Origin of the sequence: Methylomonas rivi, assembly GCF_024505165.1 — a bacterium.
In the GTDB taxonomy this organism is placed as follows: domain Bacteria; phylum Pseudomonadota; class Gammaproteobacteria; order Methylococcales; family Methylomonadaceae; genus Methylomonas; species Methylomonas rivi.
The window spans coordinates 1-19143 of the sequence record NZ_JANIBK010000065.1 but is presented as its reverse complement, the minus strand read 5'-3'; the positions used below and the strand labels follow the sequence as shown (position 1 = coordinate 19143).

General features: G+C 56.2%; 18 protein-coding genes. 14 read left to right on the top strand and 4 right to left on the bottom strand.

The genetic code is table 11. The features are described from left to right. The 6 genes from NP596_RS12615 to NP596_RS12590 form a co-directional block, all read left to right on the top strand. The coding region (locus NP596_RS12615) for a sensor histidine kinase (protein WP_256615718.1) at positions 1–1541 on the top strand (1541 nt) is incomplete at its 5' end. 15 nt (positions 1542–1556) lie between these two features. Beyond that, positions 1557–4046 (top strand): GGDEF domain-containing response regulator, encoded by a 2490-nt coding sequence (locus tag NP596_RS12610; RefSeq protein WP_256615717.1) that lies wholly within the window; start codon positions 1557–1559, stop codon positions 4044–4046. Between the two features lie 92 nt (positions 4047–4138). Beyond that, positions 4139–4771, top strand: a complete 633-nt coding sequence (gene nth / locus NP596_RS12605; protein ID WP_256615716.1) for an endonuclease III — start codon at positions 4139–4141, stop codon at positions 4769–4771. A gap of 102 nt (positions 4772–4873) precedes the next feature. Continuing rightward, on the top strand, positions 4874–5467 hold the full coding sequence (locus tag NP596_RS12600; protein ID WP_256615715.1) for a hypothetical protein: 594 nt from the start codon (positions 4874–4876) through the stop codon (positions 5465–5467). A gap of 27 nt (positions 5468–5494) precedes the next feature. After that, positions 5495–6343: an HvfB family MNIO-type RiPP peptide maturase gene (locus NP596_RS12595; protein WP_256615714.1), complete on the top strand. Its 849-nt coding sequence runs from the start codon at positions 5495–5497 to the stop codon at positions 6341–6343. Further along, positions 6343–7104 (top strand): HvfC family RiPP maturation protein, encoded by a 762-nt coding sequence (locus NP596_RS12590; protein ID WP_256615713.1) that lies wholly within the window; start codon positions 6343–6345, stop codon positions 7102–7104. Before NP596_RS12595 ends, NP596_RS12590 begins: the two co-directional genes overlap by 1 nt. On the opposite strand, the gene NP596_RS12585 is transcribed toward NP596_RS12590, so the two are convergent. Continuing rightward, positions 7082–7417, bottom strand: coding sequence for an ASCH domain-containing protein (locus NP596_RS12585; RefSeq protein WP_256615712.1), 336 nt, complete (start codon positions 7415–7417; stop codon positions 7082–7084). The two genes, NP596_RS12590 and NP596_RS12585, sit on opposite strands and share 23 nt — an antisense overlap. A gap of 75 nt (positions 7418–7492) precedes the next feature. Between NP596_RS12585 and NP596_RS12580 the strand changes: the two genes are divergently transcribed. The 4 genes from NP596_RS12580 to NP596_RS12565 all read left to right on the top strand — a co-directional run bounded on the left by NP596_RS12580 (position 7493) and on the right by NP596_RS12565 (position 11803). Further along, on the top strand, positions 7493–7933 hold the full coding sequence (locus NP596_RS12580) for a VOC family protein (protein WP_256615711.1): 441 nt from the start codon (positions 7493–7495) through the stop codon (positions 7931–7933). A 3-nt stretch (positions 7934–7936) separates the two neighbouring features. Then, positions 7937–9073 carry a radical SAM family heme chaperone HemW gene (hemW, locus tag NP596_RS12575; protein ID WP_256615710.1) on the top strand — a complete coding sequence of 379 codons (1137 nt, stop codon included), beginning with the start codon at positions 7937–7939 and terminating at the stop codon, positions 9071–9073. A 48-nt stretch (positions 9074–9121) separates the two neighbouring features. Further along, a complete protein-coding gene (pyrE, locus tag NP596_RS12570; protein ID WP_256615709.1) occupies positions 9122–9760 on the top strand; it encodes an orotate phosphoribosyltransferase in 639 nt (212 codons plus the stop codon). Positions 9761–9862: 102 nt separating this feature from the next. Further along, on the top strand, positions 9863–11803 hold the full coding sequence (locus tag NP596_RS12565) for a dynamin family protein (protein ID WP_256615708.1): 1941 nt from the start codon (positions 9863–9865) through the stop codon (positions 11801–11803). A 76-nt stretch (positions 11804–11879) separates the two neighbouring features. On the opposite strand, the gene speD is transcribed toward NP596_RS12565, so the two are convergent. Together speD and NP596_RS12555 are read right to left on the bottom strand one after the other, a co-directional pair. After that, the gene (gene speD, locus NP596_RS12560; protein ID WP_256615707.1) at positions 11880–12659 is read right to left on the bottom strand and encodes an adenosylmethionine decarboxylase; all 780 of its coding nucleotides are present in this window, start codon (positions 12657–12659) and stop codon (positions 11880–11882) included. Between the two features lie 4 nt (positions 12660–12663). Continuing rightward, entirely contained in the window at positions 12664–13083 is a 420-nt protein-coding gene (locus NP596_RS12555) for an OsmC family protein (RefSeq protein ID WP_256615706.1), read from the bottom strand. Positions 13084–13207: 124 nt separating this feature from the next. Here NP596_RS12555 and crp point away from each other — a divergent pair, with 124 nt between their 5' ends. After that, positions 13208–13864, top strand: a complete 657-nt coding sequence (crp, locus tag NP596_RS12550; protein WP_256615705.1) for a cAMP-activated global transcriptional regulator CRP — start codon at positions 13208–13210, stop codon at positions 13862–13864. A 50-nt stretch (positions 13865–13914) separates the two neighbouring features. Further along, entirely contained in the window at positions 13915–15114 is a 1200-nt protein-coding gene (locus NP596_RS12545) for an MFS transporter (protein WP_256615704.1), read from the top strand. Positions 15115–15132: 18 nt separating this feature from the next. Here the strand turns inward: NP596_RS12545 and bamE are convergent, their stop codons facing one another. After that, complete coding sequence (gene bamE, locus NP596_RS12540) at positions 15133–15477, bottom strand: outer membrane protein assembly factor BamE domain-containing protein (RefSeq protein WP_256615703.1); 345 nt, start codon at positions 15475–15477, stop codon at positions 15133–15135. 101 nt (positions 15478–15578) lie between these two features. On the opposite strand from bamE, the gene NP596_RS12535 reads away from it, so the two are divergent. Beyond that, complete coding sequence (locus NP596_RS12535; RefSeq protein ID WP_256615702.1) at positions 15579–17174, top strand: protein adenylyltransferase SelO; 1596 nt, start codon at positions 15579–15581, stop codon at positions 17172–17174. 78 nt (positions 17175–17252) lie between these two features. Further along, positions 17253–19143 (top strand): pyruvate dehydrogenase (acetyl-transferring), homodimeric type (gene aceE, locus NP596_RS12530; RefSeq protein WP_256615701.1); only part of this gene is annotated, 1891 nt, incomplete at its 3' end.

The following is a 19143-nucleotide window of genomic DNA, read 5'->3' as shown; positions in this document are numbered from 1 at the left end:
AGGCCTTTGCCGAGGGCATCCGCGCGGTGCTGTCCGGCGCCAGCGCCGGCTTCGCGCTGGAATATGCCTTCCCCACGCCGTCCGGGCAACTGTGGTTTGCCGGTAAAGTGGTGCCGTTCCCGGACCGGGAGTTGGCCAGCGCCATCGTCATACACGAAAATATTTCCGCGCATAAACAGCTCGAGGACAGATTCCGGCAGGCGGTGGAATCGGCGCCGAACGCCATCGTGATGGTCAACGAAGCGGGAACGATTGTCATGGTCAACGCTCAAACCGAACATTCATTCGGCTACGCCCGCGGCGAAATGCTGGGGCAGGCGGTGGAGATGTTGGTACCGGAACGCTTTCGCGCCGCGCATGTAGGTTTCCGCCAGGCCTATCTGGCCAAACCGGAGTCCAGGCCGATGGGCGCGGGGCGGGACCTGTACGGCCGGCGCAAGGACGGCAGCGAATTTCCGGTGGAAATCGGCCTGGGCCTGGTCGAGAACCACGCGGAAACCCTGGTGCTCAGTTCCATCGTCGATATTACCGCGCGCAAACGGCTGGAACACCGGTTCCGGCAGGCGGTGGAATCCGCGCCGAACGCCATCGTCATGGTCAACGAGTCCGGCAGGATTTTAATGGTCAATGCGCAAACCGAGCTATCGTTCGGCTATGACCGCAGCGAATTGGTCGGCCGGGAAGTGGAACTGCTGGTGCCCGAACGCTTTCGGCAGGCGCATATCGGTTTCCGCCGGGCTTATCTGGCCGACCCGGTTTCCCGGCCGATGGGCGCCGGCCGCGACCTGTACGGGCTGCGCAAGGACGGCAGCGAATTTCCGGTGGAAATCGGCCTGGGCCTGATCGACGACGAGAACGGCAGCATTGTGCTCAGTTCCATCGTCGACATTACCGAGCGCAAAAACGCCAGCGATACCCTGAAACAAGCCCTCAACGAGAAGGAAATGCTGCTGAAGGAGGTTTACCACCGGGTCAAGAACAACTTGCAGGTGGTGTCCAGCCTGATTAACCTGCAGGCCGGCAGCGTCAAGGAGGAGACGACCTCGGACCTGCTGAAGCAAAGCGCCGACCGCATCAAGGCCATGGCGCTGTTGCACGAAAAGCTTTACCAGTCCAAGGATTTGGCCAGGATAGATTTCAACGAATATATCCGCAGTCTGGTTAACCATTTGCTGTACGGCTACGGCGCGCATGCCGGCAAAATTCGCATCGATCTGCAAATCGATAATGTGTTTTTGGATATGGACACCGCGATTCCTTGCGGCCTGATCATCAACGAGTTGTTGTCCAACGCGCTGAAATACGCATTTCCCGGCGACAGGCCGGGTGAAATCCGCATTACCTTCGTCCGGGAACAAGGCGAATGGGTACTGACCATAAGCGATAACGGCATCGGCCTGCCGGCGGACCTGGACTTTAAACACACCGGCTCGCTGGGCTTGCAATTGGTCGACACCCTGACCAACCAACTGATGGGGCACATAAGCTTGGATAGAACCGGCGGCGCCGCCTTTATCCTGCGCTTTGCCGAAACCCCTTGAACAGGAGTAGCCCGCATGTTAGCCAGCAAAATTATGATCGTCGAGGATGAAGGCATCGTCGCCATGGATATCCGCCGGCAATTGACGGATTTCGGCTACGAAGTGGTCGGAACCGCCTTTTCCGGCGGCCAAGCCATTTCCCTGGCCCACGAACACCGGCCGGACCTGGTCATGATGGATATCGTGCTGAAAGGCGACATGGACGGTATCAGCGCCGCCCAAGCCATACAGGACGCCCTGCATATCCCGGTGATATTTTTGACGGCTTATAGCGACCCCGCCACCTTGCGGCGGGCGAAAACCACCGGCGCCTACGGTTATTTGATCAAGCCGTTCCGCCCCGACGAACTGCATGCCTCCATCGAAGTCGCGCTGTATAAACATCAGCTGGAACGCAAGCTGAAGGAAAGCGAACAATGGTTCGGCAAGACCCTGCACTGTATCAGCGACGCCGTCATCGCCACCGACCCGGAAGGGCGAATCCGCTTCATGAACCCGGCGGCCGAGACCGCGACCGAGCAGCGGCTGGAACAGGTCAAGAACTCGCTTGTCAGCGACCTGATTACCCTATTGGCCGAGTCGAACCGCGACATCATTGAAAACCCCGTGCTTAAAACCTTGAGGAATCGGGAAGTCACCCATTTGAATTGCGCCACTTTGCTGGTGAACCAATCGGGGGTGGAGTTTCCGGTCGACGACGGCGCGGCGCCTATCCTGGACGACGACGGCAGCTTGCTGGGGGCGGTGCTGGTGTTTCGCGACATCAGCGCCCGCCGGCAAATGGAACATCAGCTGCGGGAAAGCGAGGAACGTTTTCACAGCGCCTTCGAGCTGGCCGCCATCGGCATGGCGTTAGTAGCCCTGGACGGCAATTTCCTGCAAGTCAACCATGCGCTGTGCGGCATATTCGGGTATTCGCGGCAGGAATTACTGAAAGCCAATCTGCAGGGCTTGACCCACGGCAATCAACAAGGCCACGACCTCGACCGGCACATGAAGCAATTGCTGGCCGACGAACTGCCGACCTTTCAAATCGAGGTGGAATGCTTTCATAAAGTTGTCGGCAAAAGGGTGTGGACGATGTTGAGCGCGTCCATGGTGCGCGATCCGGACGGCGAACCGCAGTATTTCATCGTGCAAATCCAGAACATAACCAACCGCAAATACGCCGAGCAGCAGTTAATCTATCTTGCCAACCACGATCCCTTGACCGGCCTGCTCAACCGCGACCAGTTTCATAACCGCTTGACCCAGGCCCTGTCTTCGGTGCAGCGCCACGACACCCGGCTGGCCCTACTGTATCTGGATCTGGACCGCTTTAAGTTGATCAACGACACGCTGGGGCACCGGCTGGGCGATTTATTGCTGCAAGCCGTCAGCGACCGGCTGAGAAGTTCGGTCCGCGTTCACGATCTGTTGGCGCGGCTGGGCGGCGACGAATTCATCGTGCTGCTGAACGACATCAACCATGCCGACGATGCGGCCAGAATCGCCGAAAAGACCATCGACCTGCTGACGCAGCCGTTCACGCTGGAAGGCAACGACATCGTCGTAACCGCGAGTATCGGCATCAGCGTTTACCCGAACGACGGCAAGGACAGCCATACCTTGTTGATGAACGCCGACACCGCCATGTATCTGGCCAAGGAACGCGGCAAGAACAACTACCAGTTTTATACCCTGGAAATGACCGAACGCTCGCTGGAACGCATGACCATAGAGCGCGGCTTGCGGCATGCCTTGGCCCATGATGAATTAAGGCTGCACTACCAACCCCAAATCGATACCGGCAGCGGCGCGGCGGTCGGCGCCGAAGCCCTGGTGCGTTGGCAACATCCGGAATGGGGCTTGGTGTATCCGGACCGCTTCATTAACGTGGCGGAGGAAACCGGGCTGATCGTGCCTATCGGCGCCTGGGTGCTGCGTACCGCCTGCCTGCAGGCCAAGGCTTGGCTGGAACAAAACCGCCCGTTCAGTTGCGTGGCGGTCAACGTGTCGCCCCGGCAGTTCATAGAAAGCAACCTGTTTCGCACCATAAAGCAAACCTTGCTCGAAACCGGCCTGCCTCCCGGCGCGCTGGAACTGGAAATCACCGAATCGGCGGTCATGCAAGACCCGGAGATCACCCTGCAGGTATTGCATCAATTGCAGCAACTGGGCGTGCGGCTGAGCATCGACGATTTCGGTACCGGCTACTCCAGCCTGACCTACCTGCGCCGGTTTCCGGTACAAAGCGTCAAGATAGACCGTTCCTTTGTGATCGATCTGCCGGACGACGAAGGCAGCAAGACTCTGGTACGTGCCATCATCGCGCTGGCCCACGAACTCAAACTGTTCGTCGTCGCCGAAGGCGTGGAAACCGAAGCGCAATTATCCTTTCTAAAAGCCCAACAATGCGACTCGCTGCAGGGCTATATGTTCAGCAAACCGGTCGCGCCGGAGCAACTCGAAAACGGTTTCATGGCCGCGGGCTTTAAAATCGGCCAGCCGAATGCGCCCGGCTAAACCCAATAGCCTGGTTCGACGCAACGGCCGATCCCGCATTTGCGATTGCGGCTTTATAATGCCCCAAGCCGACAACCTCAAGACCCCAGGACATGAACAAGCAAACCAGACTGGCAATTTTCGACCGTCTCGCCGCCGCCATCCCCGAGCCGGCCACCGAACTCAATTACGGCAGTCCGTTTGAATTATTGATTGCCGTGGTATTGTCCGCCCAAGCCACCGATAAAGGCGTCAATAAAGCCACCGAGAAATTATTCCCGGCCGCCAATACCCCGCGGGCGATTCTGGCGCTGGGCGAGGATGGCTTGAAGGAATATATCAAAACCATAGGCCTGTTCAACAGCAAGGCCGCCAATATCATCAAGCTGTGCGAAGCGCTCATCAGCCATCACCAAGGCGAAGTGCCGCAAAGCCGCGAAGCGCTGGAGGCGTTGGCCGGAGTCGGCCGTAAAACCGCCAATGTGATCTTGAACACCGCCTTCGGCCAGCCGACCATCGCCGTGGATACGCATATTTTCCGGGTCGCCAACCGCACCGGTCTGGCGCCCGGCAAAAATGTACTGGAGGTGGAAAAAAAACTGGATAAAACCGTACCGCCACGGCATAAGAAAGATGCGCACCATTTATTGATTTTACACGGCCGCTATGTCTGCGCGGCGCGTAAACCCCGCTGCCCGGACTGCTGCATCGCCGATTTATGCGAGTTTAAGGAAAAAACCCGGTAGAGCGTTTACAATGCGGCAGACTGAACTTAAGGATTGAACCTTGGTCGCAATCGCTCGGCCCGTCGGCTGAAGCCCATAATAAAATCTTACAGAGGATATATCATGAAAAAATTCACCAAGACTCCATTAACCCTGGCCATGGGTACCGCGGTAATATCCGGTTTCGCCGCCAATGCGCAAGCGGAAGCCAACCCATTCGCCGTCAGCGAATTATCCGGCGGCTACATGGTGGCCGAAGCCTCCAACAAAACCAGCCACGGCGCCTGCGGCGGCAATGTCGCCGATGCCAACGGCAATAAAATCGACAAATCCGAAGCCGCGTCAAAACCAAAAACCAAAAAAGCCGAAGGCTCCTGCGGCGAAGGCATGTGCGGCGGCATGATGCAAGGCGGTAAAATGAAAAAAGGCATGGAAGGCATGTGCGGCGACATGATGAAAGGCAAGGAAGGTTCTTGCGGCATGATGGGCGGCGGCATGGGCGGCATGAAACATGGCGACGAGGCCGGCGCCGAAAAATCCAAGGAAGGCAGCTGCGGCGACATGATGAAAGGCGGCATGGGTGGTATGGGCGGTATGAAACATGGCGATGACGCCGGCGCCGAAAAATCCAAGGAAGGTAGCTGCGGCGACATGATGAAGGGCGGCGAAGGCAGCTGCGGCTCCAAAATGGATGCCGATAAAGCCGCCGGCGAGTAAGCGCGCCGGTACCGCTATTTGCAGCTCATGGACCAACGTCCGTTAATTAACGCCGCGGGTTTGGGATTGCGGCGATCTTTTCTGTCCGAGATCGCCGCTAATCCGCCCGCCAACGTCGGCTTCTACGAAGTGGCGCCGGAAAACTGGATGACCTTGGGCGGCAAGCTGGGCAAACAATTCCGGGCCCTGACCGAGCGTTTTCAGTTTATCTGCCACGGTCTGTCGTTGTCGATCGGCAGCAGCGACCCGCTGGACGAAAAATTCGTGCGGGACCTGAAAAAATTCATGGCCGATCACGGCATCCGCTATTACAGCGAGCATTTGAGTTATTGCAGCCACGACGGCCATCTTTACGACCTGATGCCGATTCCGTTTACCGCCGATGCCGTCCGACACGTCGCCGCCCGCATTCGCCGCGTGCAGGACATTCTGGAACACAAAATCGCCATCGAAAACGTTTCCTACTATGCCGCCCCCGGCCGGGAAATGTCGGAAATCGAGTTTTTCAATGCGGTAGTCGAAGAGGCCGATTGCAATGTGCTGATCGACATCAACAACATTTACGTCAACAGCGTCAATCACGGTTACGACGCCGAGGCTTTTTTGCGGGCCATGCCCGGCCAGCGCATCGCCTACGCGCATATCGCCGGCCATTATGTCGAGACCGAGGATTTTTTGGTCGATACCCATGGCGCGCCGGTTATCGACCCGGTCTGGCAATTGCTGGACAAGGCCTACCAACAGTTCGGGGTGTTTCCGACCTTGCTGGAGCGCGATTTCAACCTGCCGCCGCTGGCGGAATTGTTACAGGAAGTCGACACCATCCGCGCCATCCAAGCCAAGGCCGGCCAACGGCAAACGCCGCGGGTGGCCTGATGGGTATCGATTTCAAAGCCAAACAGGCCGAATTTGCCGCCTATATTCGCGATCCCGCACAGGTTCCCGCGCCGGCCGATGTCGACCCGCAACGCATGGCCATGTACCGGGAGCTGTTTTTCAACAACATCGACGGTTTTTTAAGCAGCAACTTTCCGGTGCTGCACAGGATACTCAGCGAAGCGCAATGGCACGAATTGGCTCGGGATTTTTTCGCCCGCCACCAGTGCCGAACTCCGCATTTCTCCGAAATTGCCGAGGAGTTTTTAGATTACCTGCAAAACGAACGCCGGGCGGAAGGCGATTTGCCGTTCCTGCTGGAACTGGCGCATTACGAGTGGGTGGAGATGGCCCTGTCCATAGCCAGGGCCGAGCCGGAATATGGCGATGCCGCGTTTGCGGAACAGGCGCTTGAACAAGCCATAGGCCTGTCTCCCGTCGCCTGGCCGCTGGCCTATCGATACCCGGTGCACAACATCGGTCCGGATTTCTTACCGCAAACCGCTCCGGAACAACCCAGTTATTTAATCGTGTACCGCGATCGGCATGATGAAGTGCATTTCATGCAAACCACGCCGCCAACCTTTCGCCTGCTGCAATTGATCGAACAACAAGGCAGCGTGGTCGGCCGGCAGGCTTTGCGGATGCTGGCCGCAGAGCTGGCGCCGCAAATCGATCAACCGACCGTATTGCAATTCGGCTCGCAAACTCTGCGGGACCTGGCCGAGAAAGGCGTGCTTATTCCGGCTGTTGGCGTTTAAAGCTATGCACCCATACCAGGCCGTCTTCGTTCCATTCCATATTGGCGTGCATTTTTAAAATTAAGTCCTTATACATGGCCAGACTCGGATAACCTTCGGCTTGTGCGTCCGCTTCGCTCATGTCGCCGATACGCTGCCGCTCCACGCCGGTGACCACAAAAGTCTCGCCTTCCAATTCGAAGGTTTCGCCGGGGTAGGCATATAAACCGTCGCGGCGCTGCTGGGTTTTTTGTCCGCTCAGCGCGGCGGCCACCAGTTTCGGCTGGCGAAGCAGTCTGTCTATCTGGCATGTTTTTGCGGGGTATTCGGTCATTCTGATGTCCTATTTGGGTTAGCCAAGCCGGTTATTATCAACCATAATAGCTTTTTTTACTGATTGGAGGCCAAGATGCGTTATTTGCATACCATGGTTCGAGTTCACAATTTAGAGGAATCTCTGGACTTTTATTGCAACAAGCTGGGTTTGTCGGAAATAAAGCGCATGGAGAGCGAGGCCGGCCGTTTTACGCTGGTGTATCTGGCCGCGCCCGGCGACACCCGGCAGGCACGGGAACACGACGCGCCGCTATTGGAATTGACCTATAACTGGGATCCCGAGGACTATACCGGCGGCCGCAATTTCGGCCATCTGGCCTTCGAAGTGGACGACATTTACGCCGTTTGCCAAAGCTTGATGGATCGGGGCGTGACGATTAACCGGCCGCCGCGCGACGGCTGGATGGCGTTTATCCGCTCGCCGGACCGGATTTCCATCGAATTGTTGCAAAAGGGTCAAGCCCTGCCGGCGCGAGAACCCTGGGCCAGCATGGCCAATACCGGGGTTTGGTAAGGCATGCCGCTGCCTCCGCTGAGCCTTTATATTCATTTCCCCTGGTGTATCCAAAAATGTCCGTATTGCGACTTCAACTCGCACGCGGTCAAATCCGGCATCCCAGAGCAGCAATACGTGGCTGCCTTGTTGGCGGATTTACAGGCCGACTTGAACTTGCTGGATGCGCCCCGGCCGATTAACAGCCTATTCATGGGCGGCGGCACGCCCAGCCTGTTTTCGCCGGAGGCCTTAAACTCGCTACTGACGGGGGTAAAACAGCGGGTTGAGCTGAGTCCGGATTGCGAAATCACCCTGGAAGCCAACCCCGGCACCTTCGAAAGCGCCAAGTTCAAGGCTTTTCGCGAACTGGGCATCAACCGGCTCTCCATCGGCGTTCAAAGTTTTAACGACCGCCACCTGAAAAAACTCGGTCGCGTGCATAATGCCGAAGAGGCGGTTAAAGCCGTTGAAATTGCCCGGCTGGCCGGCTTCGAAAACTTGAATCTGGATCTGATGTTCGGTTTGCCCGAGCAAACCGAGGCCGAAGCGCTGGCGGATATTCACACCGCCGTCTCGCTAAAACCGAGCCATCTGTCGTTTTATCAGCTCACCCTGGAGCCCAATACCTACTTTTATAAATTCCCGCCGCGGCTGCCGGAAGACGAGAGCATTTTCGCGTTGCAACAAGCCTGTCAGCGGGTATTGGCCGAAAGCGGCTATCGGCAATACGAAATCTCAGCCTATGCTGCCGCCGGTTACCAATGCCGGCATAACCGCAACTACTGGCAATTCGGCGATTATCTGGGCATAGGGGCGGGCGCGCACGGAAAAATCAGCCGAAATTTGCCGCGGGACATCATTCGCACCGCCAAGCCGAAAAGTCCCGAGCAGTATTTAAAAAATCCGACAGCCGCAACCCGCACCGTCATTCCGGTCGATCAACTGCCGCTGGAATTCGCGATGAACCATTTGCGCCTGAAAACCGGCTTTAACCTGAACGATTACACGCGCTTGACCGGCCTGCCGGCGGACAGCCTGCAACCCGCCTTGGATGAGTGCATAGCCCGGGGTTTGTTGGCCGAACATCGGCAACAGATTTATTGTTCCGAACGGGGTTGGGATTTTCTGGACGAGATTCTGGAAAAGTTCATCCCGTAATGGCCGGCGGGTTATAATCCGCAACCGATCCGTTTTCAACCGTTTATTATGCTCGACTACCAAAGACAATTCATCGCCTACGCCCTGGAATGCGGCGTACTTAAATTCGGCGAGTTTCAATTAAAATCCGGCCGCATCAGTCCTTATTTCTTCAATACCGGCTTATTCAACACCGGCGCCCAGCTCGATAAACTGGGCCAATTTTATGCCCAAACGCTGATTAGCGCCGGCGTGGATATCGATGTGCTGTACGGCCCGGCTTACAAAGGCATTCCGTTGGCCAGCGCCACCGCTATCGCCTATTCCCGCCTGCTGCGGGACATCCCTTTCGCGTTCAACCGTAAGGAAGCCAAGGACCACGGCGAGGGCGGCGTACTGGTCGGCGCCCCCTTGCAAGGCAAGGTATGGATATTGGACGACGTGATCACCGCCGGCACCTCGGTGCGCGAATCCGTGGAGATCATTCGCCACGCCGGCGCCACGGTGGCCGGCGTAGTCATCGCGCTGGACCGCCAGGAAAAAGGCCAGGACCGCGCCTCCGCCGTGCAGGAAGTCTCCCAACAATTCGGCATACCGGTGCTGCCCATCATTTCATTGGCGGAAATCGTCGAATTCATCGAACAAAGCCCTGAATTTGCCGACAAGCTGGCGATTATCCGCGGCTATCGCCGGCAATACGGCATTTAGGATTATCGCTATTGTCAATCTTCCGCTTATTTGTATTTAGTCTACAATTAGCCCTTACTATTCGCCCTCTTACCACGAGTACAGTCAGCAGAAAGGCTTGCCATGAGAAATCTGGAATTTAAAGAACAATTACACGAATATTCGAATTGGCGCGAACATCTGATACAGGCAATCGAAATGTATCGGGAATGGCGAACCCGCTATAACTTTAGCGACCCACAAAGTACCGACACCTTGCTGAACATACTCCAAGGCCTGAATATGGACCGCGTCACCCTGGCCTTCGTTGCCGAATTTTCCCGCGGCAAGACCGAATTGATCAACGCGCTGTTTTTTGCCGAAACCGGCGTGCGCTTGCTACCCTCATCGCCCGGCCGCACCACCATGTCGCCCACCGAACTGTTTTGGGACGAAGCGGGCGGCAGCTATATCCGCTTGTTGAATATCGAAAGCCGGCTGGAAGATATTTCCCTGATGGATTACAAGCGCAATCCCGACCGCTGGACCCAAATCAGCCTGAATATCGACTCGCCCACCCAAATGCAGGAAGCCTTCCGGGAATTGGTGGCCACCAAAAAAGTCAGCAAGGAAACCGCCGACAAACTGGGCTTGTGGAACGAACGCGAAGCGGCCGAGCAAGGCATCATCAACCCCGAATTCGTGGAAGTGCCCTGCTGGCGGCATGCCTTGATCAGCTTTCCGCACCCCTTGTTGAAAGAAGGCTTGTGCATCCTCGACACCCCGGGCCTGAATGCCTTGGGTACCGAGCCGGAGCTGACCCTGAGCATGCTGCCCAGCGCCCAGGCCATCGTGTTTGTATTGGCGGCCGATACCGGCGTGACCAAAAGCGATTTGGAAATGTGGAAAAGCCACGTCTGCAGCTCCAGGGGCCAACGCCGCCAAGGTCTGGCGGTAGTGATGAACAAGATCGATTCGATGTGGGACGACCTGGCCGGCGAAACCGGCTACGACGCGGCGATTCAAAAACAAATCGAAACCTCGGCGACCATCCTGAACCTGAAACAGGAACTGATTTTCCCGGTTTCCGCCAAGCAAGCCCTGCTGGCCAAGGTGAAGGGCGACGAGGCATTATTGGAAAAAAGCCGCCTGAATAAACTGGAAAGCTACCTGTCGGACGACATTTTGAACCAGCGCCGCGAAATTCTAAAAGGCGTGGTCGAAAAAGACATCGGCTTTTTGGTCAGCGAATCGATCAAATTGATGAACAGCAAAGTCGTCAACGCCAGCAAGCAGTTGGAAGAATTCAAGCAGGTCGACTTCGAAAACCAGGAAATGACCGGCAAGCTGATGGCGGAAACCCGCGACCGGCAAAATACTTACATGGCCAATATCGAAAACTTTCAGGCCAGCCGTAAAGTATTCGCCGTGCAAGCCCGCATGCTGATCGATTCGTTCTCCAAGGATAAAATCGATGAAATCATCCTGCGCACCAAGCAGGACATGAGCAAAAGCCTGACCACTTACGGTATGAAACAAAACATGCGCAAGCTGTTCGACGAGTTGCGCGACCTGCTGCAGGACTCCGTCGATATTACCGAAGAGACCCGCCGCCTGATCAAGGCCATTCACAAGAAATTCCAGGACGAATACGGTTTCAAGGAAATCGAGCCGCAACTGTTTTCGATCAAGCAATACCAGTTCGAACTGGAGCAGATTTTTGAAGAAGGCGAGGCTTTCCGCAACAGCACCAAAACCACGATGACCGAACAAAGCCTGGTGGTGAACAAACTCTACAGCACCTTGATCGCCAAGGCTCGCACCATTTTGCAGCAAGCCCATAAAGATGCCGCCACCTGGAGCAACAGCGTATTAACGCCGTTGATGCACCAGATCAAGGACCATAAAAAACAGATCGAAAGCCGCTTGATCATGTTGCGTAAAATCAACGAATCCAAAGGCAATGTCAGCGAAAGCATCGCCCAGCTGGAAGCCGAATTGGCGCCGCTGAAACAACAACGCCAGGAATTGCTGGCCATCATTAAGGCCATGCAGATCAATATCACCGATATAGAAACGGCTTAAATCCGGCGCAAAAAATAGGCCGAAATTTCGGCCTATTTTCGTTATATCGGCTCGCGGCCGCGAATTTAATACTTCCCTAGCTGAAGTTTCGGCCGTAGAAAATCTCCGCCATCTCTTCCTGCAGTTGCTCCTGAATTTCCACTTTTTCATCGTCGCTAAAATTACTTTCCTTTTCAAACAGGTAGTTTTCCAGCTCGGTTTCCTTCAGCATCATTTTGGTGTGGAAAATGTTTTCCTGATAGACGTTCACATCGATCATCTGATATAGCTCTTTGGTGCTTTCGGCGATGTAATTCTGGATCGAGTTGATCTTGTGGTCGATGTAATGCTTTTCGCCGGAGATGTCGCGGGTAAAGCCGCGCACCCGGTAATCCATGATGACGATATCCGATTCGAAACTGTGAATCAGGTAATTCAAAGCTTTCAAGGGCGAAATCTGTCCGCAGGTGGATACGTCGATATCGGCCCGGAAGGTACAAATATCGGTATCCGGATGGCTTTCCGGATAGGTATGCACGGTGATATGGCTTTTATCCAGATGCGCCAGAATGGTATCGGGCAAAGGCCCGGGCGATTCGGAATTCATCCCGGCCGGTATCACCGCGCCTTCGGAAATCAGCATGGTCACGCTGGCGCCTTGCGGATCGTAATCCTGGTGGGCAATATTCAAAATCTGCGCGCCGATGATGTTGGCGACATCTTTCAGAATTTGGGTAAGCCGTTTGGCGTTATAGGCCTCGTCGATATATTCGATATAAGCTTTTTCCTGCTCCTTGGGCGCGTAACATACATCGTAAATATTGAAACTTAACGATTTGGTCAGGTTGTTAAACCCGTGTAATTGTAATTTGCTCAACCGATCAACCCTCTATCACTTCAAAATCATGACTAATGTCCACTCCGGCCTTACCCAGCATGATGGATGCCGAGCAATATTTTTCCGCCGATAATTTAACCGCGCGTTCGACTGCCGCCGCCGGCAAATTCCGGCCGGTTACTTTAAAATGCAAATGGATTTTGCTGAATACGGCGGGAACGGCATCCACTCGCTCCGCCGTCAATTCCGCAACGCAACCGATGACGTCGTGCCGGCCTTTTTGCAGAATATCGACCACATCGAACGAAGAACAGCCGCCCACGCCCAATAAAATCATTTCCATCGGCCGTACCCCCATATTGCGGCCGCCATGATCGGGCGGACCGTCCATCACCACGGCGTGGCCGCTGCCGGACTCGCCGACGAATAACCGGCCGTCGATCCATTTCACTGTTGCTTGCATTTCGAATCCCGGAAAATAAAAATGCTGCGGATTTTACAACGATACCCAGCCTTGAATTGTTTTTTTTGCAAAATACTTCCCATTTAGTTAGGGTATCAATCTCTATCGGACTGGATTATGACAAATGAGCTTGGTTAAAAAAAATAATAAAATCTCCCAGGAAGCGCTCGAAGCGTTTTTACATGTTTGCCATGTACGCAGTTATCCCGCCAAATTAACCATCGTCAGGCCCGGCGACGTTGGCGATAAACTCCTGTTCGTCGTCGACGGCTCGGTCAGCGTCAGCGTCGAGGATGAAGAAGGCCATGAACTGATTCTGGCCTATCTGAACAAACACGACTTCGTCGGCGAGATCGGCGTGTTCAAAAACGCCGAAATCCGTAGCGCTTATGTAAAAACCCGTACCAGCAGCCATATGGCGGAAATCGGTTACGACCGCTTCAAATCTCTGCTCAACACCGACTTGCGCGAACACGCGGTGGAAATTCTGACGGTCCTCGGCGAGCAGCTCTCCACCCGCCTGTTGATCACTAGCCGCAAATACCGCGACCTGGCCTTCATGGACGTGGAAGGGCGCATCGCCCGCACCTTGCTGGACCTGACCAAGGAGCCGGATGCGATTACCCACCCGGACGGCATGCAACTGCATATCACCCGGCAGGAAATTGGCCGCATCGTCGGCTGTTCGCGCGAAATGGCCGGCCGGGTGCTAAAGGAGCTGGAAGACAAGGGCCTGATTACCGCTCATGGTAAAACCATCGTGGTATTCGGAACCCGTTAAGCCCTCGCCGGGTTAAGTCGAACGATTTACCGCGCTTGGCCCGGCATTGCATGCATACAACACCTCTCCCTGTCTGGCGGCGCATTCCCAAAGGCGTTTGGGCGCTAGGCTGCGTCAGCCTGTTGATGGATATTTCCTCGGAAATGATCCATTCCCTGTTGCCTTTGTTCATGGTCGCCAGCCTGGGCGCCAGCAGCCTGACCATCGGCTTGATCGAAGGCGCCGCCGAAGCGACGGCGCTGATCGTGAAAATATTTTCCGGAGCCCTCAGCGATTACCTGGGCAAACGCAAAGGCTTGGCCGTGCTGGGTTATGGCCTGGGCGCCCTGACCAAACCCTTGTTCGCGATTGCCGCCGGCAGCGGCACGGTGTTGGCGGCCCGGTTGATAGACCGGATCGGCAAGGGCATTCGCGGCGCGCCACGGGATGCGCTGGTGGCCGACATCGCCCCCATGGAGATCCGCGGCGCGGCGTTCGGATTACGGCAATCGCTGGACACGGTGGGCGCCTTTCTCGGCCCCTTGCTGGCCGTGGCCTTGATGCTGTTGTGGGCCGACGATTTCCGCGCCGTATTTTGGGTGGCGGTCATCCCCGGTCTGCTGGCGGTTTTGCTGCTGCTGATCGGCGTCAAGGAACCCGCCAGCCACGGCAACCGGCAACGCGGCAATCCGATCCGCAAACGGAACCTGCGGCGTTTGAGCCGCCCTTACTGGGGCGTAGTGGCGATAGGCGCGCTATTCACGCTGGCCCGTTTCAGCGAAGCTTTTTTGGTGTTGCGCGCCCAGCAAAGCGGCATTTCCATCGCCTGGGTGCCTTTGGCGATGGTGGCCATGAACATTGCTTATGCCGCCAGCGCTTATCCTTTCGGACACTTGTCGGACCGTATCAGCCCTTCCCGTTTATTAGCCTGGGGGTTGCTGGTTTTGATAGCCGCCGACCTGGTACTGGCCGCTAGCGCCGATTGGCGGGTACTCTTGGCCGGCGTTTCTCTATGGGGGATACATATGGGCATGACTCAAGGCCTGCTGGCCAAAATGGTAGCCGACACCGCCCCCGCGGATTTGCGCGGCACGGCATACGGGTTTTTCAATCTGGTCGGCGGCATCGCCATGCTGGTTGCCAGCGTGCTGGCCGGTTGGCTATGGGACCGCCACGGCGCGCCGGCGACTTTTTACGCCGGCGCGCTATTTTGCCTGGTGACGCTGTTGCTGTCCCGCGCGGTCAAATCCGGAAAAGCCGGCGCTTCCTGACCGGCGCCGGCTCAAAACCTATTTGCGGGTAGAGCTAAACGTATAAGAACGCACCACGCCTTGCGGGTCGAAGCGAATCAGCAAATCCTGGGTGTCGTCGGCCCCGAACAAGGAATACTTGTAAATGCCGTAGGTCCAGGTGGTCTTACCGTCTTCCATGCCGGTGCGCCAGGGTCGGCCGAAAATATCGGTGATTTCCTGACGGGTGGTTTGGCCGATTTTAATTTCCGGCACCCGCGACCCCGCGAACTCCTGCCCGACGGTAAAACAACCGGTCAATTGAGTGCTGGCCAAGCCGCCGATTAATATTAACGAACTCAGTTTAGCCGCGCGTGCGCTGCGTTTAGGAAACAGTTTTTTCATGAAATGAACCTCAATTGTCTGGGTGATTGTTATAAAGTGCCGGGTAACTCTATCTTAGCCGCTTCCCGCCCCTAACCGAAACTGATTTTCGCCAAAAACCCATGCCGACTCAAGCCAACAACAATCCTCTCGACGCTTTACATTTCGATAACCGCTTCGTACACGAGTTACCCGGCGACCCGGAAGCGGACAATTACCGCCGCCAGGTGTATCAAAGTTGTTATTCGCGGGTACTGCCCAAAACCGTCAAGGCACCCCACCTAGTAGCTTATTCGAAGGAAATGGCGGAACAATTGAATTTGCCGGAAGCCGCTTGCCAATCGGAAGTTTTTTGCCAGGTGTTTGCCGGCAACCGGTTACTGGACGGCATGGAACCGTACGCCATGAATTACGGCGGCCAGCAATTCGGCCATTGGGCCGGGCAACTGGGCGACGGCCGCGCCATCAATCTGGGCGAAGTCGTCAACCGGCAAGGCCGGCGCTGGACTCTGCAATTGAAGGGCGCCGGCCCCACCCCCTATTCGCGTAGCGCCGACGGCTTGGCGGTGTTACGCTCCTCCATCCGCGAATTTTTATGCAGCGAAGCCATGCACCATCTGGGCGTGCCGACCACCCGGGCCCTGAGCGTGATATTGACCGGCGAGCACGTGGTGCGCGACATGTTTTACGACGGCAATCCGCAACTGGAACCGGGCGCGGTGGTGTGCCGGGTGGCGCCGTCGTTTATCCGTTTCGGCAATTTCCAGCTGTTTACCGCGCGCGACGACCTGGAAACCTTGAAACAACTGGTCGATTTCACCATCGAAACCGACTTCCCGCATTTGGGCCAACCCAACAAAGCAGTGTATCTGCAATGGTTTGCGGAAATCTGCCGCAGCACCGCCGAAATGATAGTTCACTGGCAACGGGTGGGCTTCGTGCATGGGGTCATGAATACCGACAACATGTCCATCCTGGGTTTGACCATCGATTACGGCCCCTACGGCTGGCTGGAAAACTACGATCCGGACTGGACGCCCAACACCACCGACGCGCAGGGCCGGCGCTACCGCTTCGGCAACCAACCCAAAATCGCCTACTGGAACCTGGTGCAACTGGCCAATGCCCTCTATCCGCTGATTCTGAAAGCGGAACCCCTGCAAGAGGCCTTGACGGCCTTTACCAACACGTTCGAGCAAGCTTGGCAGCGCACGCTGGCGGACAAACTGGGCTTGACCGCTTTCGACCCGGCCGGCGACGAGACACTGGCAGCGGATTTGGCTACCTTACTACAGGCCGCCGAAACCGATATGACGCTGTTCTATCGCGGCTTGTCCGCAATTGAAGCCACCGATACCGTTGCGGCTTTTCAAACCCATATCGAGGCCTGCAGCTATGCGCCTTTATCCGTTGAAACGCAAGGGTTGGCGGAAGCATGGTTCAACACCTACCAAACCCGCTTAAGACGCGATAAGCGGCCGCAAAACGAGCGCCAACAGGTCATGGACGCCGTCAATCCGCTCTACGTGTTGCGCAATTATCTGGCCCAGCAAGCCATTGATTTAGCGGAACAAGGCGACTTCGGCGAAGTATGGGAATTGCTGGAGGTGCTGCGCCAACCCTATACCGAACAAGCCGGCAAGCAGCGTTTCGCGGAAAAACGTCCGGACTGGGCCAAACAACGCGCGGGTTGCTCCATGCTGTCTTGCAGTTCTTGAAGAACAAAAAAACATGCTGAAAACGGCCTTTTCGGGTATCCTTTTCGGGCTAAGCCAACGATTTTCTAGGTTCCGTTAATGAACAACAATACCGATATTGCCGCCAAACACGATATTGATCCCGCAGAGACTCAAGAGTGGATGGAGGCGCTGCAAGCGGTGATTGAAAAAGAAGGCAGCGACCGCGCCAGCTTTTTGATCGAAACCCTGCTCGACACCGCCAGACAAGCCGGCCTGGATATTCCCTTCTCCGCCAATACGCCCTACATCAACACCATCCCGATCGACAAGCAGCCTAAATTCCCCGGCAACACCGACATAGAACGCACCATCCGTTCCTACGTGCGCTGGAATGCGATGATGATGGTACTGCGGGCCAATAAATACACCAATGTCGGCGGCCATATCGCCAGTTTCGCCTCCGCCATCACCTTGTACGATGTCGGCCAAAACCATTTCTGGAACGCGGTTTCCGACAAGCACGGCGGCGATCTGATTTTCTCGCAAGGCCATTCCGCGCCCGGCACCTATGCCCACTCGTTCTTGCTGGGCCGCTTGAGCGAAGAACAAATGGATAACTTCCGCCAGGAAGTCGGACGCAACGGCCTGTCGTCTTATCCGCATCCCTGGTTGATGCCGGAATTCTGGCAATTCCCCACCGTATCGATGGGGCTTGGCCCGATCATGGCTATCTATCAAGCTCGCTTCATGCGCTATATGCAGGATAGAGGCTTCGCCAATACCGAAAACCGCAAAGTCTGGGCCTTTTTGGGCGACGGCGAGTCGGACGAACCGGAAACCCTGGGCGCGATCGGCATGGCCGGCCGCGAAAAACTGGACAATCTGATTTTCGTGGTCAATTGCAACCTGCAACGCCTGGACGGCCCGGTACGCGGCAACGGCAAAATCATTCAGGAACTGGAAGGTAATTTCCGCGGCGCCAACTGGAACGTCATCAAGGTCATCTGGGGCCGCCGCTGGGATCCGATTCTGGCCCGCGACAAGAACGGTCTGGTGGTCAAACGCATGATGGAATGCGTGGACGGCGATTACCAAACCTTTAAATCCAAGGACGGCGCCTACGTCCGCGAACATTTCTTCAATACCCCCGAACTGCAGGAACTGGTCAAGGATTACACCGACCGCGATATTTGGGAATTGAATCGCGGCGGCCACGACCCGATCAAAGTTTTCGCCGCCTTCCACGCCGCCGTCAATCACAAGGGCCAGCCCACCGTGATTCTGGCCAAAACCATCAAGGGTTACGGCATGGGCGACTCCGGCCAGGCGCAAAACACCAGCCATCAGCAAAAAAAGATGAGCATTGAATCGATCAAAGCCATCCGCGACCGTTACCAGTTGCCGATCGGCGACGAAGAACTGATCAACCTGCCTTATATCCGTTTCGCCGAGGATTCCGCCGAACAGAACTACCTGCGCCAGCGCCGCGTCGATTTGGGCGGCTATTTGCCGGCTCGCCGCACCAAGGCTTATCCGCTGGAAATTCCGGCCCTGGCAACCTTCAAAGCCTTGCTGGAAGGCACCGGCGAAGGCCACGAAATTTCCACCACCATGGCTTTCGTGCGCATTCTGAATATTCTGGTGAAAGACAAGCAAATCGGCAAACGCATCGTACCCATCGTGCCCGACGAATCCCGCACCTTCGGTATGGAAGGCATGTTCCGCCAGCTGGGCATCTGGTCTCAGGTCGGCCAGCTATATACCCCGCAGGACGCCGAACAGCTGATGTTCTACAAGGAAGACAAGCACGGCCAGGTACTGCAGGAAGGCATCAACGAAGCCGGCGGCCTATGCGACTGGATCGCGGCCGGCACCTCGTACTCGACCCACGGCGTACCGATGATTCCGTTCTTCATCTATTACTCCATGTTCGGCTTCCAACGCGTCGGCGACTTGATCTGGGCCGCCGCCGACCAGCGCACCCGCGGCTTCCTGCTGGGCGGCACCG